Annotated in this window: 12 protein-coding genes; 4 read left to right on the forward strand and 8 right to left on the reverse strand. The window is 62.7% G+C overall.

Features of this window, described 5'->3' with window-relative positions:
• Positions 1 to 75 precede the first annotated feature (75 nt).
• The 8 genes from atzF to GQO94_RS11965 are packed head-to-tail and all read right to left on the reverse strand — an operon-like array spanning position 76 to position 10,220.
• Positions 76 to 1,842, reverse strand: coding sequence for an allophanate hydrolase (gene atzF, locus GQO94_RS11930; protein ID WP_156841727.1), 1,767 nt, complete (start codon positions 1,840 to 1,842; stop codon positions 76 to 78).
• The gene (gene uca / locus GQO94_RS11935) at positions 1,839 to 5,447 is read right to left on the reverse strand and encodes an urea carboxylase (protein ID WP_156841728.1); all 3,609 of its coding nucleotides are present in this window, start codon (positions 5,445 to 5,447) and stop codon (positions 1,839 to 1,841) included. Before uca ends, atzF begins: the two co-directional genes overlap by 4 nt.
• The gene (locus tag GQO94_RS11940) at positions 5,444 to 6,079 is read right to left on the reverse strand and encodes an urea amidolyase associated protein UAAP2 (protein ID WP_156841729.1); all 636 of its coding nucleotides are present in this window, start codon (positions 6,077 to 6,079) and stop codon (positions 5,444 to 5,446) included. The genes uca and GQO94_RS11940 overlap by 4 nt, the downstream gene beginning before the upstream one ends.
• A 20-nt stretch (positions 6,080 to 6,099) precedes the next feature.
• Positions 6,100 to 6,873, reverse strand: coding sequence for an urea amidolyase associated protein UAAP1 (locus tag GQO94_RS11945; RefSeq protein ID WP_232332904.1), 774 nt, complete (start codon positions 6,871 to 6,873; stop codon positions 6,100 to 6,102).
• A 59-nt stretch (positions 6,874 to 6,932) separates the two neighbouring features.
• Positions 6,933 to 7,451 (reverse strand): CopG family ribbon-helix-helix protein, encoded by a 519-nt coding sequence (locus tag GQO94_RS11950; protein WP_156841730.1) that lies wholly within the window; start codon positions 7,449 to 7,451, stop codon positions 6,933 to 6,935.
• 12 nt (positions 7,452 to 7,463) lie between these two features.
• Positions 7,464 to 8,282 carry an ABC transporter ATP-binding protein gene (locus GQO94_RS11955; RefSeq protein ID WP_156841732.1) on the reverse strand — a complete coding sequence of 273 codons (819 nt, stop codon included), beginning with the start codon at positions 8,280 to 8,282 and terminating at the stop codon, positions 7,464 to 7,466.
• A complete protein-coding gene (locus GQO94_RS11960; protein ID WP_156841734.1) occupies positions 8,279 to 9,094 on the reverse strand; it encodes an ABC transporter permease in 816 nt (271 codons plus the stop codon). Before GQO94_RS11960 ends, GQO94_RS11955 begins: the two co-directional genes overlap by 4 nt.
• Positions 9,095 to 9,134: 40 nt before the next feature.
• The gene (locus tag GQO94_RS11965; protein ID WP_156841736.1) at positions 9,135 to 10,220 is read right to left on the reverse strand and encodes a putative urea ABC transporter substrate-binding protein; all 1,086 of its coding nucleotides are present in this window, start codon (positions 10,218 to 10,220) and stop codon (positions 9,135 to 9,137) included.
• Between the two features lie 226 nt (positions 10,221 to 10,446).
• Here GQO94_RS11965 and GQO94_RS11970 point away from each other — a divergent pair, with 226 nt between their 5' ends.
• From GQO94_RS11970 to GQO94_RS11985, 4 genes are all read left to right on the forward strand, one after another.
• Positions 10,447 to 11,547, forward strand: a complete 1,101-nt coding sequence (locus GQO94_RS11970; protein ID WP_232332905.1) for an MBL fold metallo-hydrolase — start codon at positions 10,447 to 10,449, stop codon at positions 11,545 to 11,547.
• Positions 11,548 to 11,568: 21 nt separating this feature from the next.
• Positions 11,569 to 12,576, forward strand: a complete 1,008-nt coding sequence (locus GQO94_RS11975) for an MBL fold metallo-hydrolase (RefSeq protein ID WP_156841740.1) — start codon at positions 11,569 to 11,571, stop codon at positions 12,574 to 12,576.
• Between the two features lie 19 nt (positions 12,577 to 12,595).
• Positions 12,596 to 13,546 carry a Vgb family protein gene (locus GQO94_RS11980; RefSeq protein WP_156841742.1) on the forward strand — a complete coding sequence of 317 codons (951 nt, stop codon included), beginning with the start codon at positions 12,596 to 12,598 and terminating at the stop codon, positions 13,544 to 13,546.
• Positions 13,547 to 13,851: 305 nt separating this feature from the next.
• Positions 13,852 to 14,295, forward strand: a complete 444-nt coding sequence (locus GQO94_RS11985) for a hypothetical protein (protein WP_156841744.1) — start codon at positions 13,852 to 13,854, stop codon at positions 14,293 to 14,295.
• Positions 14,296 to 14,352: the final 57 nt, after the last annotated feature.

Consider the following 14,352-nt stretch of genomic DNA (forward strand, 5'->3'; position numbering starts at 1 on the left):
CCCGGTATTAACGAAACGGTCAAGAGTAATAACTGGCTGCGAAGGGGTTTGCAGCGCTTCGGGTCAGCCAGCTTTTCAAGCGCCGGCGACGAACGCGCGCCAGCCGCCAAAATGGGTGATGTCCTTGGCCCCGATTGTCGCACGCGGTTCGGCAACGAAGCCCTTCACGCTGCTCCCATCGGCCAAAGTGACGGTGCCAATGGCCAGCGGCGCGGGCACTTCGGCAACGAAACTGCCAAAGGCCGCGACATCGAGTTCGTAGACTTCGACGGCAATCTTCGCGCCATCCTCGCTATGGACCAGTGCCGGCTTTGGCGGCGTGCTGTCAGCCATGGCATAGAGTCGATAGTTTTGCGCCGTTTCGAAAGCGCCGACGAATTGCGCCTCGCGCGAAGTCAGTTGCCAGTGCAGCGGCATGTCCTTGAGGTGCGCGCCGACGACGGCAAGCCTGACTCTTTCCATTTTGCCCTCCAGATCGAGCGACGGCGGGGCCGGCAGCTCTGCTTGTGCAAGATACGCTTCGGCGGCATCCATCAGCCCGGTGTCGGTGCTTGCGGGGCCGATCAGTGTGATGCCGAAACCGGTCCCGTTGGCGCGAACACCTGCCGGGACGGCAATCGCTGCCATGTCCAGCAGGTTCACGAAGTTGGTGTAGCGGCCAAGGTTGCTGTTGAGCGCGACCGGCGCGGCCAGCATTTCAGCGACGCGATAGGTCGTGCCGGTGGTGGGAAATGCGAGCATGTCCACCGATGCCCACATCTGCTCCGCCTGCCGCTGCAGTTCTGCGAGGCGGTAGATGCCACGAAACAGGTCGACCGCGCTGATGTCCTTGCCTTGCGCCACGATGCCGCGCACGGTCTCGTCGATGGCTTCGGGTTGCCTTTCGAGCAGGTCACTGACCGCCGCAGTCCGTTCCGCCACCCACGGCCCGTTGTAGAGCAGGCTTGCCGCCTCGTTGAGGAAATCGATGTCGATCTCGATTACGTCGGCTTGCGTCGCGAGCCGTTCCAGCGCGCGCTCATAGAGATATTCCGCCTGGCTATCGCCAAACCAGACGCGTTGCGCCGGTTTCGGCACACCGATCCGAGCCGGATTGAGCGCCGTATCATGCATCGCCCTGGAAAACGCATCGTCCGCGTCGAACCCGGCGATAACCTGATCGACCAGGCGCGCATCCGCGACCGTATCGGTAAAGACGCTGATGCAGTCCTGCGAGCGACAGGCCGGAACCAGTCCCTTGGAGCTCCAGCGCCCCTTGGTCGGCTTAAACCCGATGAGATGCTGGAACGCTGCGGGCACCCTGCCCGATCCCGCCGTATCCGTCCCCAAGGCAAAAGCGACCAGTCCGGCTGCCACCGCGACTGACGAGCCGGCGCTCGATCCGCCGCTGACATAGGCGAGGTTGTAGGCATTGCGCGGGATCCCGTAGGGACTGCGCGTGCCGTTCAATCCGGTGGCGAACTGATCGAGATTGGTCTTGCCGACGCAAATCGCGCCAGCCTCGAGCAATCGGGTGACGACAGTGGCCGTCTCCTGCGGCGTGTAGGCGAAAGCCGGACAGGCGGCGGTGGTATCCAGCCCGACGACGTCGATGTTGTCCTTCACCGCGAAAGGCACGCCGGCCAGCGGGAGCCGTTCGCCAGCGGCCACTCGCGCATCGACCGCACGCGCGGCGTCGCGCAACTGGTCGGGTGCCATGCGGCTGATCCAGATCTGCGGCTGCACTTTGTCGTAAGCGTCGAGCCGAGCCAGCAGGTCTTCGACAATGGAAAGTGCGGTCTGGCTGCCATCAGTGACCGATTGCGCGAGTGCTTCCGCGCGCCAGCGACCCAGGTCGGTCATGCGCGTTTGGTCAGCGCGAACAAGGGGGCCCCGCGATCGATCGCTTGCCGTTCGCGAACGTAAAGCGCGCTGATGTGTCCGGCACTCGGGCTTTCCAGGGCGCATTCCATTTTCATAGCCTCAATCACGGCGATGACATCTCCTGCTTCCACTTCATCCCCCTCGGATACGAGGAGCTTCCAGACGCTTCCGCCGAATGGCGCCTCGACGAGGTCCGCGCCGTCGGGCGCCTCGATGGCCGGACCAAGCGGCGCGCCCGCAGCGGAATCGTCGGTGAGTTCGGAGACCCGCACGAATTCGCCGTTGCGCCGCCATTCGTCACGCTCCGCGTCGAACGCGGCGCCGCGCATCTGTGCGAACCGATCGATCGAGTCCGCGTTCTCTGCCAAGAACGCACGGTAATCCGCCAAGCGGAATTCGGTGTGCTCCACCTCGATCGAGCGACGACCGGTCGGGAAGTCGCGCCGCCATTCTTCCAGCTCCTCTGCACTCACCGGGTAGAAGCGTATCTGGTCGAAAAAGCGCAGCAGCCACGGCTTGCCTTCCTTGAAGGCATCGGTCTGATGATAGGTGTTCCACACCTGGATCGTGCGACCGAACAGCTGGTACCCGCCTGGCCCCTCCATGCCGTAAATGCACATGTAGGCGCCGCCGATGCCCACGACATTCGGCGGCGTCCATGTGCGCGCCGGATTGTACTTGGTAGTGACGAGGCGGTGGCGCGGGTCGACCGGGGTCGCCACCGGCGCGCCCAGATAAACGTCGCCCAGACCGAGTACCAGGTACGTGGCGTCGAACACAATCTTCTCGACCGCATCGACATCCGGCAAACCATTGATGCGGCGAATGAATTCGATGTTGTCGGGACACCACGGCGCATCGTCGCGCACGGCGGCCATGTATTTCTCGATCGTCTCGGTCACGGCCGGATCGCGATAACTGAGTGGCAGGTGGACGATGCGCGAGGGGATGGTGAAATCCTCGAGATCGCCCAGCTCGTGCTCGGCGTCCATCAACGCGGCGAGCGCTCCAGCCTGATCCAGCACCTCACCGTCGAAGTGGAGCTGGAGCGAGCGGATGCCGGGAACGATGTCGATCACGCCGGACAGGTTCCGACCTTCGAGCACCGTCATCAGCGCATGGACGCGGATGCGCAGTTCGATGTCGAGCACGATCGGGCCGTATTCGACCAGGATGTTCCGGTCCCCCTGCTGGCGATAGACAGCGCGCGGGCGCAGGCCCTCGCCGGGGATGTCCGCAAGGATCGGAGACAAGTCCGCAATCGCAGCCGGCGCGTCGGCAACAGTTCGGGCGCCGTACGCTTCCAGCGTCAATGGCGCGCGGTTGGCGGCTTGGGCCTCATCGATGCCGACGGGGACGAACCGCAAGCGGTTGCCCGGCGCGAGTTGTCCGATCTTCCAGCGATCCGCGGCAATGACCACGAAGGGGCAGACGAAGCCGCCCAGCGAGGGCCCGTCCGGCCCTAAGATGATCGGCATGTCACCGGTAAAATCGACCGCGCCGATCGCATAGGGATTGTCGTGGATGTTGGAGGGGTGAAGGCCAGCCTCGCCGCCATCCCGGCGCGCCCACTCGGGCTTGGGGCCGATCAGGCGGACACCCGTCCGATTGCTGTTGTAGTGAACCTGCCACTCGGCATCGAGAATGGTCGCAATATCGGTTTCGGTGAAGAAATCGGGCGCGCCGTGCGGGCCGTAGAGCACGCGAAGCGTCCAAGTCTCCCCGAAGTCGGGGGCATCGGTAGCCGGATCGGGTTGGTCCGCGACGGTGCCCTGACCCAGATGCAAGGTATCGCCCGCGAGCAGACGCCGTGCGGCGTGACCGCCGAACTGGCCCAGATCGAACGTGCTGCAGCTGCCGAGGTAGGGAGGAATATCCAGCCCCCCCGCCACGAGGATATAACCGCGAATGCCGCCGCCCGAAACGCGACCGAGTGCAAGGGTCTGCCCGGCTGAGACAGCGAAGGGAACACCGCGCTGAACGGGCTCGCCATCGAGCGTGGCGCCGAAATCGGCGCCCATGAGGCACAGCCGCGCCGGTCCGGCGAATTGCAAGGTGGGGCCAGTGAAGATCACTTCGAGCCCGGCGGTTCCTTCAGGATTGCCAAGCCGACGATTGCCGAGACGGAACGAGCAATCGTCCATCGGCCCCGAAGGCGGGACGCCGACCGACCACAGGCCCTGGCGCCCCGGCCAATCCTGCACCGTCGTTGCGGTGCCGCCCGAAATCACGCGGATACTGTCCGGAACGTAATCGACTCCGTCCAGCAGGCGCGTGGTCACCTGGCCCGAGACGAAGCGTTCGTCGCGCACCACGGCGCGCAGCCAGCGCAAGTTGGTCTCGATCCCATCGACGCGGCTCTCAGCCAGCGCGTCCTGCATGGCCGCGATCGCACCCTCGCGCGTCTCGGCATGCGTGATGAGCTTCGCGATCATCGGATCGTACCAGGCGCCGACCGTGCTGCCGGCCTCGCACCAGGTTTCCACCCGCATGCGCTCGGGAAAGGAAAGCGCGGTCAGCGTACCGGTCGTCGGTCGGTAGTCGAGGAACGGGTCCTCGGCATAAAGCCGCACTTGCACCGCGTGGCCGCGTGGTTCGGGCGGCGCACCATCCATGAATGCATAGTCGCCCGCTGCGCCACGGATCATCCATTCGACCAGATCGATGCCCATGACTTCTTCGGTGACGCCATGCTCCACCTGAAGCCGGGTGTTCATTTCGAGGAAGTAGAACTGGTCCTGCTCGGCATCGAACAGGAATTCCACGGTGCCCGCCGAGCGATACTGCGCAGCTTCGCCCAGGCGAACGGCGGCCGCGATCAGGGCGTTCCGGGACTTCTCGGATAAACGCGGTGCTGGCGCTTCCTCGACCACCTTCTGGTTGCGCCGCTGGAGCGAGCAGTCGCGCTCTCCGAGCGGCATGACCCGGCCCTTGCCGTCGCCGAAGATCTGCACTTCGATATGGCGGGCCCGCGCGATGTAGCGTTCGAGGAAGACGCCGGCATCGCCGAAGCTGCTTGCCCCCTGCCGCACCACGGTGGCGAAGCCATCGCGCACGGCGGCCTCGTTCTCGCAAATCCGCATGCCGATCCCGCCGCCGCCTGCGGTGGCTTTGAGAATGACCGGATAGCCGATCTCGTTCGCCGCTTGTGCTGCCGCATCGACATCGGTCAGCAGCCCAGTACCGGGAGCGAGCGGCACACCCTGTTCGGCCGCCAGAGCACGCGCGCTATGCTTTAGTCCAAACGTGCGGATGCTGTCTGTATTTGGCCCCACAAAGACGATACCGGCCGCTTCGCAGGCTTCGGCAAATTCGGCGTTTTCGGCGAGGAAGCCGTAACCTGGGTGGATGAAACCGGCGTTCGTCTGCTTCGCGGCGGCGATGATGGCGGGGATGCTGAGATAGCTCTCGGCCGCCGGCGCGGGGCCGATGCAGATCGCTTCATCGGCCAACGAGACATGAAGCGATTGCGTATCCGCTTCGGAATAGACAGCGATTGAACGCGCGCCCATTCTCCTCAGCGTGCGAATGATACGAGTGGCGATCGCTCCGCGATTGGCGACCAGTACTGTCATCGCGCTCATGCGGCGACGAGCATCCGAACCTGGGTCGGGTTAAAGGCGTTGCAGGGATTGTTGATCTGCGGGCAGTTCGAGACGACCACGATCACGTCCATGTCCGCGCGCAAGTCGACCGTCAGACCGGGCGCGGAAATGCCATCGACGATACCGAGCGAGCCATCTTCCTCGACCGGCACGTTCATGAAGAAGTTGATGTTGGGAACGATGTCCCGCTTGCCCCTGCCTTGCGCCAGATTGGCTTCGAGAAAGTTCTCCACGCAGGCGTGCTGCGACTTGGTGTGGTGGCCGTAGCGCAAGGTGTTCGACTCGCACGAACAAGCGCCGCCGATGGTATCGTGATAGTCGACGGAGGTGCCGACGATGGTCATCATCGCCCTGCCCTCGTTCGAGCGCAGCACGGTTCCGTCGCGCAGGAAGAGGTTGCCTTGCGCGGAAACGGTGTCCTGCGCGCTGTAGCGCTCGCTATCGTCGCTGGCGCTATACAGCAGGAAATCGACCGCCTGATTGCCTTCGAGATCGACGATGCGCAGCGTTTGCCCTGTGTTCACGCGATGCACCCAGGGGGCGCGGGCCGGCACGATTTCGTCGTGGACGATGGCGCCGGAAAGGCCCCCGGTTGCCGGATCAGCAGTCATGGTGCGGGCAGCCTTTCTTACTAGCGGCGGTTGTAGTCTTCGACGTTCTCGTACGCCCGCAGTCCTTCGGGAGATGCGTTGCGGACGGGATCGTCTTGCGGCGTCACCTCGCCGCGCCAGGCAGTGATGCGCAGCGGCGAAATGCTCCATTCCTCGCGCGGGTCGAGAACATGCGGGCAGTTGGCGACGACGAAAATCACGTCCATCTCGGCCCGCAGGATCACCTTGCGGCCACGATCGAACGGTCCGACGTTTGGCACAATCGTACCATCAGGCGCGATCCGGGTCCCCTTGAAAAGGTTCACGCACGGGTGGACGTCGCGGCGCTGCAGTCCGTGCTTGCCGGCGCCGAGCAGAAGTCGGTCGCGACCATTGGGGAAGGCTCCACTGTTCCGGCCCTCGCCGTACTTGGCCGCGTTCGTGGCGGCATTAGACGTGCCGCAAAAGGCGTCGTGCGTCTCGCAATCGTCCTCGAGGATGCTCATCAGCACGCGGCCCATATCGGACAACAGCAGCTTGCCGGGACCGAGATAGGCATTCCACTGCACCTTGACCGTATCGGCGACATTGAGCCGCTCGACCGGCATTTCGGCATTGTAGATGTTGAGCGAGGCACACGCGTCGCCTTCGAGATCGATCAGGCGCAGGCGTGTGCCGCGCTTGAGGATCCGCGTCGCATAACCGCCCGCAGCCACGGTTTCTTCCCAAAGCAGATCCGCCGGATCGACGCCGGCAGGCAAGTCCGTTGCGACCGGCGGCAGCACCGGCATCGTATCAACGACGGTGCTACCCATCGACCGCGCATGTTCACGAGCGGAAAGCGGGTTCGCCAACGATCCGATGGGCATATCGCTCACGCCGCGACGGGCTTTCCGGCTTTGCGCTTGGTCAGGCCCAGATCACCCTTGGCCGGGACCACATCTCCACCGCTTTGTTCGTGCAGCGGCGGCAGCAGCGCGGTGGTGGTCACGAGCTGAAGCTGGCGAACTCCGCGAATGCTGCGTAGCGCGTCGCACAATTCCTCGAGCCGAACGGCCGGTCCCTGTACCAGAAGCACTTCCATCGACTGGTCGTCCTCAAGGAAGACGTGCTGCGACGAAATCACTTCCTTGAGATAGTCGGTCTGCGTTTCCGCCAATTGCTGGCGTACTCCGCCCCGGTCACCCCGGTAGATCAGCGTGATCGTACCCGCCAGAGTCTCCTCGGGCCGGACGGTCGCCTCGTGCTCGGCCAGCGCATGCCGTATCAGCTCGGCGATCAGTTGAGAGCGCGACGGCAAGCCGCGTTCTTCCACCATCATATCAAGTTTGCGGAACAGATCCGACGGCAAACTCATGCTGAGACGGGCCAGGCTTGTAGGTTCGGATGCCATGGCAATTTCCTCTCAAATATTACATGTCTTGTCAATCGTAATACCGGGCGGATCGATCACCGCGCCGTCTACGATGCTCTCACTATTCAATTCGCTCCCTCCGCCCCGCTTTCGGTCGAGCGGAAGATCGAAGACAACGGTCGCGCCGTAGCGGTCCGGAGCGTGGGGATCATGCCTTCTTTTGTCCAGGGTCAGCACGCGGGTGGCCAGACCGAATGCCTCCTTCAGGTCATGCGTCACCATGATCACGGTCAGCGCGTAATCGTTCCATAGCCGCGTGATAAGCTTGTGCATGTCGGCTCTGATGCCGGGATCCAACGCGCCGAAAGGCTCGTCCAGCAAAAGAATGCGCGGACGCTTGATCAGGGCCTGAGCAATCGCGAGGCGCTGCTGCATGCCGCCCGACATCTGCGCTGGATAGAGATGAAGACTGTCGCCCAGCCCCACCGCGTGCAGCATCTCTTCGGCCTCCGCGATCGCGGCCTTGCGGCGGTTCCCGAACAGCCTGGCAGTGAGCGGTGCCCGCGCGCATTCGAAGCCGAACAGCGTATTGCCGAGCACTGTCAGATGCGGAAAGACCGAATAGCGCTGGAAAACGACGCCGCGATCGGGTTCGCACTCCGGCTTGAGCGGTTGACCATCGAGCAAGATGCGTCCGCCCGTCGGCGCTTCTTGCCCAAGCACCACGCGCAACAGGCTGCTCTTACCCGCGCCCGAGGGGCCGATGATCGAAACGAAGGCCCCATCTTCGATATCGAGATTGATACGTTCGAGCACGATCTTGTCGCCATACTCGACGCTGACGTCGCGCAGTTGCAGCATCGCGCTCACCGGTTGGATCCGTGCGCCCAGCCAAAGGCACTGCGGCTGATCCACACGAGAAACAGATCAATGACCGCCGCCAGCAGCGCGATCCAGGCCACGTAGGGGATGATCACATCCATTGCGAGATAACGGCGCACGAGGAATATGCGGTAGCCGAGCCCAACTTCCGCCGCGATCGCTTCGGCCGAAATGAGGAACACCCATGCCGGCCCAAGCGACAAGCGCACCGCTTCGATCAGGCGCGGCATTGCTTGGGGCACGGCGACGCGCAAGATCAATTGCCAGGTACTCGCGCCAAGCGTCTGCGCCTTGACAATCTGCTCGCGTGGGAGGCTGCCGATATGCCCGGCGATGTCGCGCATCATGAAAGGCGCGATGCCGATCACGATCAATGCGACCTTGGCGGTTTCGCCGAGGCCGAAGACAATGAAAAGGATCGGAAGCAACGCGATCGGCGGGATGATGGCTATGCCCGTTACCAACATGCCGAAAGTCGCGCGGACCGGTGGCAGGATACCGAGCATCAGTCCCACGAACAACGCGGAAAGGGTGGAAATCGCGAGCCCCAACCCAAGCCTTCGCAAGCTGGCAAGCGTGTCCGACCAAAAGAGATATTCGCCGCTGAGCGCGTCCTTTTCGAACACGAGCGCGCGCATGGCGTCGACCATTGCGTTCGGCAGCGGCAGGATTTTTTCGGATGGATTGATCGCGTTTCGATCGGCGGCAATGATCAGGTAAACGATCAGCAGTAGGATAATGGGCATGAGCCCCATCAGCACACTGTTGGACCGACCGATGCGGCGATTGATCCACCGCATCGCCTAAACCCCGCCCTGCCCGGTCAGCGGACGCACCTGCTCAGAGCCCGCCATCCGCGGCCATTTTCATGAAATTGTCGTCAAAGCGGAGCGTGATGTGGTCCTTGTCACCCAAAGTCCGCCCGCCGGGAAAGGCCATGCCGACAGCGTCCGCCGACCTAGCCCCCTGACCAAACAGGCCCTGCGAGAAGCTGAAATCGCGCACGCGCTTCATCGTTTCGATCAGGGCCGGGTCCGAAGTCGCCGCGACCGCCTTGGCCGGCTCGGCGTAGAGGTACGTGGTCGCAAGTTGGGCCTCGAACATCTCGGGGGTCGTGCCGGCCAGCTGCGCCATCGCCGCGCGGGCCTTGCGCCCCTCTTCGTCGTCACGCTGCATCAGCGCGAGCGTTTCGTACCAGATGCCGGTCAGCGCCTTGCCCAGGTTCGGGTTCGCCTTGAGCGTTGCGGTGTCGACAACCAAAAGGTCGAGGATTTCGCCGGGAATGTTCGCCGAGCTGAACACCTCGTAGGCATTCGGCTCTTTCTTCATGGTGAGCAACTGCGGGTTCCAGGCAACCGCTGCCTTGACCTCAGGCGACGTAAAGGCACCCGCGATATCCGCGTCGGCCGTATTGACGGTGCGCACGTCGGTCATCTTGAGACCGACTGATTCGAGCGCGCGCGCCAGCAGGTAATGCGATACGGACAGTTCCACCAGATTGACTTGGCGACCCTTGATGTCGGCCAGGCGGTTCGTGCCCTTCAGCAAGACGCCATCGTTACCATTGGAGTAATCCCCAACGATGATCGCGCTCGTGTCCTTGCCACCGGCGGCGGGGATCGTCAGCGCGTCCATGTTGGCAACGGTCACGCCATCGAGCTGACCGGCCGTGTATTGATTGACCGATTCGACGTAGTCGTTGACTTGCACGATATCGATCTTGAGGCCGTATTTGTCGGCCCACTTCTTCACGATGCCCGCCTGCTCGGCATAAGGCCAAGGCATCCAGCCTGCGTAGATCGACCAGCCGATCTTGAAGTCGGTCTTTGGAGCGGCGTCTTCCTGCGGTCCCTGCGAGCAACCGGACACCGCGACTGCGCATGCCAGGAGTGCGGCGATGCCAGCACGACGAATTCCCTCGAACATCAAAGCAGCCCTTCCGCAGTTGTTCTTCGCAGGTGCAACATTGCTGCAAAGCGGACGCTTGTCCATCTCCAAATTATTACCATTGCCCTTTTTCGTAATATCCTTATCGTCGCATCGTCCGACCTGGCGTAGGAATACCGCGCGGATCTGGTCGAGACGGGGTGCAGAGGAATGCTCACGAGGCTGTCATCAATCCGTCGATCGACGGACTTGTCAGGAGTGTGCCGTGCCGCAGCAACCGCCGACCGACAGGACTCAACCGCAGGAAGCCGGAAACGCCCGGCCGAGCGCCACTTCGCGCACCGCGCCCAATGGCGACCTTTCACACGGGTATAATCCGGAAGGGGCCCGCCACACCGACTCGGCAGTCCCTTTGCATCGTACCGAACCCGTGGTGCACGACTATCGCAGCGAGGGACCGGCCCCGGGCAGAATTGCGTTTCGCTGGGCGCACGGATCGAATGTCGCGGCCAAGAACCGCGATCCGCGCGTTCAAGTGATTCAGTACAACGAAGATACGTTCGTGCTGCGCCAGAACGTCTGCGTACACTGGGAAGCGCCGTTCACGTACTTGTTGTTCGGCAACGCAGGGGCTTTGCTGATCGATGCCGGTGCGACCGCAAATCCGCGGTACTATCCGCTGCGCGAAACGGTCGATGCCTTGATCACGCGCTGGGAACAGGCCCGGGGGCGAACCTCGGTGCCGCTGACCGTGGCGCTGACATCGGGCGAGGATGTCGCGCAGAACCAGGGCGTGGTGCAATTCGCCGATCGTGCGAGGACGACGATCGTCCCGACGAAATTGGCAGCGATGCAGCAGCACTACGGATTTTCGGGCAACTGGCCGTCGCGAACCGCGCGGATCGACTTGGGCGGACGCGTGATCGACGTCATTCCCGCTCCCGGCACGCATCGCGACGGCGTGTGCTTTTACGATCCTTATTGCAAAATGCTGTTTACCGGCGACTTGTTGTTTCCCGGTCGCATCAACATCAGCAACGATGGCGATTTCGTCTCATCGCTGGAGCGCCTGCAGGGCTTTGCGGCGAGCCACCCGATCAAATGGGTGATGGGCGGGCACATCGACATGATGTTCGTTCCGGGAAAATACTACCCGCGCTTCGCGACTTACAAGCCTTACGAGCGCGTGCTGGAAATGGCGCCCACGCTGATCGACGATGCCGTGGCCTACGCACGCGAAATTCGCGGCAACGAAAAGATGCTGATCGGCTCGGACTTCGTTCTGTTCAACGGCGTCAGCCCCGACCAGCGAACGAAAGTCTGGCCGGAAGGCGTGCCCGACATCGACCCGCCCCGGCCTTTTTAAGCGCGAAGGGAAACACTTTTCATGGATCGCCGCACCTTTCTCGCCCGCAATGCTGCCGTCGCCGTCGTTCCTGTCGCGTTGACCACGTTCAGCGCATCCGCCGGCGCACGCTCGCCCGTACGAAATCCGATCGATTTCAAGAGCAATCTGCCCGCCCCCGGGGACTTTCCCGCGCGCTGGATCTGCGGTTCGGAATCGCTCATGGACAACACCGACCCGCCGGTTCAGGTCCACTGGTACAACGACCACACGGCCATTCTCCGGCAGAACAAAGCGTACAGCTACGAAGCGCCCTTCGCGCCCCTATACTTCGGCAACGAACGCGTTCTGCTGCTGGACGAAGGCTTCACGACGCTGCGCAACGATTGGGATCTTCGCGCGGTGGTCGACACGTGCATTGTCGACTGGGCTTCGCGCAACGGCCGCGATCCGGCCAGTCTGGAACTGCTGGTCGCCTTCAGCCACTTGCATGCTGACCACTACGCCGCGGTCAACCAGTTCGCGGACCGGCCCAACACGCGGTACATGGGTCTCACGCACGAGGAGATGATCGGCTTCTGGGGCATGACCAACTTTCCGGAGGAGCGCGTCACGCTCGATCTCGGGGGGCGCGAAATCCTGATCTGGGGATCGCCCGGCCACGTCGTGTCCGAGTTCGCCTATTACGACAGTTACACGCAGATACTCTACACCGGCGACATGTTCTACCGCGGGCGATGCTATATCAGTTTCTGGGAGCCGTGGTTCGAGAGCATGAAACGCCTCATCGACTTCGTCGACACGCACCCGGTAACGCACGTCATGGGATGCCATGTCGAGATCAGCAAGGACGGCGAGGACTACCCCTATGGCTTGACCTGGCAGCCGAACGAAGCGCCCGTGCAGATGACCGTCAAGCAGCTTCGCGAAACGTACGAATTCGCCAAGACCATCACGGAGCCCGGCATCTATTTCACCGGCACCGTGTTCCTGTGCAACCAGACCCGCAGCATGACCACGATCGACGTCAATCCATACCGCTACAGCTAGCGCCCGACGGGAAACGCCCATGATGAAGCCTGCGATCGCCCTCGTCGCCCCTGCCCTGTTCGTCGCTGCCTGTTCGACCATGCCGCCAGGCACGAACGCGTTGTCTTCGAGCACTCTCGTCGCCTTCGACGAACACATCATCAAGGTGCCGGGTTTCGCCGACTTTCTCACCGTCGATGATGACACCGTCTGGACTACGAACGACGGCCGGATCGAGCAATGGTCGACCTCGAAGAAGCTCGCGACAGTCAGCATCCCCAAGCCCTGCGGCACGATGGCGATGGCGTTCGGATCGCTGTGGGTCGCCAACTGCGACGGTGGTGAAGTTTACCGAATCGATCCGCAGAGCGCGGCGGTTCTGGCCAGGATACCCGCAGGAATGGGCCCCAGCGGCGAGCTCAACGTCGTTGCGGGCGCAGGCTCGATATGGGCGCCCGACCAGACCGCCGGAACCGTCATGCGGATCGATCCCGAAAACAATCGCGTCGTCGCGAAAGTCCCCGTCACCGAAGCGGCCTCGTACCTCGCTTTCGGCTTCGGCGCCTTGTGGGCGGCCAGCGGCAAGGGCGGTACTCTGCAGCGGATCGATCCCGCGACGAACGCGGTGACGCACACGATCACGCTGGGCAAGACGCCGGGCTTCCTCGCGGCCGGCGAAGGCGCCGTCTGGATCCAGGAACAGGGCGACGGAACCCTGGCGCGCATCGATCCGGATAGCGTCACGGTGACCGACCGCATCAAGGTTGGGGACTCGCTGAAATGGGGCGACATCGACACGGGCGACGGGAAAGTCTGGCTGCGAACGACCGATGATCAGACGTTCGTGGTGATCGATGCCGCTACGTCGCAAATCCTCGCCCGCGTAGGAAGGCCGGAAGGCAGTGGTGCGCTGCGCTATACGCCGAATGGAATCTGGACGAGCGCGCACGATTTGCAAACGCTGACCTGGTGGTCAAACGCAGGCGACTAGGACTCCGGCAAGTAATTCTCGCAGAACCGATTCCCGTCGCATCATACAGGTGCGAAGGGCTGGTTTTTTTGCCGCACTCAGGCTCGTTCGGCCGCCGGCACACGCCCCGGCCATCCGAGTAAAAACCTCGTAATTTCATTGCCTTAACAGCACATACCTATCATTGCAATTCTGTTTCAATATTACGCTTGACGCTTTCCGTAATATCAGTAGCGTGTGTTGCGTCGCAGCAAAGAACGACATTCATCGGGGGTGAGGATCTGCAGGGCTCGAGCCGGTTTCCGGCGCGGTTTTGGAGATTGTCCGTGGACCAGACACCAGACAGCGCGACGCCTCAGGCCGATATGCTTGCTGATCGCCACGCTTCGGCGGGCGCGAGGAACACGGCTCTCAAACAGGGATCGCCGATCGCAACGCTCGCGGTGGATCTGCTGCCGCCGCTTACCGTAGTCGCAGTCGTGCTGATATGGATGCTGGCACCAAGCTCGATCACGGAAAATCCCTGGTCGGTCGTGATCGCGGGTCTGACGACCAGTTTCTTCTTGCTCGGGCTCGAATTCCTGTTCGAGCGTCACGAGGACTGGCGCCTCAACTGGCGCGAATTCGCTACCGACCTGTTTTACTTCGTGTTGATGTACTCCGTGATCGGGTGGGCTGTCGAAGCCCTGGCGGATGGTCCGCTGGCTGAGAACGGCGGTGCAAAATTAGACCACGGTAGCGGCGGCGAAGTGCTGCTGCGGGCGGCGTAAAAGTCGTCCACTTTTTCCCTTTCGCGATGGCGGCGAGGGGGATGAGGGATTTACACC

The sequence above is a fragment of the Novosphingobium aquimarinum genome (assembly GCF_009746585.1).
Lineage (GTDB): Bacteria > Pseudomonadota > Alphaproteobacteria > Sphingomonadales > Sphingomonadaceae > Novosphingobium > Novosphingobium aquimarinum.

What these genes read in the sequence shown, in the direction of transcription:
- atzF (WP_156841727.1), bottom strand. Translation starts at nt 1,842, where the DNA reads ATGACCGACCTGGGTCGCTGGCGCGCGGAAGCACTCGCGCAATCGGTC.
- uca (WP_156841728.1), bottom strand. Translation starts at nt 5,447, where the DNA reads ATGAGCGCGATGACAGTACTGGTCGCCAATCGCGGAGCGATCGCCACT.
- GQO94_RS11940 (WP_156841729.1), bottom strand. Translation starts at nt 6,079, where the DNA reads ATGACTGCTGATCCGGCAACCGGGGGCCTTTCCGGCGCCATCGTCCAC.
- GQO94_RS11945 (WP_232332904.1), bottom strand. Translation starts at nt 6,873, where the DNA reads ATGGGTAGCACCGTCGTTGATACGATGCCGGTGCTGCCGCCGGTCGCA.
- GQO94_RS11950 (WP_156841730.1), bottom strand. Translation starts at nt 7,451, where the DNA reads ATGGCATCCGAACCTACAAGCCTGGCCCGTCTCAGCATGAGTTTGCCG.
- GQO94_RS11960 (WP_156841734.1), bottom strand. Translation starts at nt 9,094, where the DNA reads ATGCGGTGGATCAATCGCCGCATCGGTCGGTCCAACAGTGTGCTGATG.
- GQO94_RS11965 (WP_156841736.1), bottom strand. Translation starts at nt 10,220, where the DNA reads ATGTTCGAGGGAATTCGTCGTGCTGGCATCGCCGCACTCCTGGCATGC.
- GQO94_RS11975 (WP_156841740.1), top strand. Translation starts at nt 11,569, where the DNA reads ATGGATCGCCGCACCTTTCTCGCCCGCAATGCTGCCGTCGCCGTCGTT.
- GQO94_RS11980 (WP_156841742.1), top strand. Translation starts at nt 12,596, where the DNA reads ATGATGAAGCCTGCGATCGCCCTCGTCGCCCCTGCCCTGTTCGTCGCT.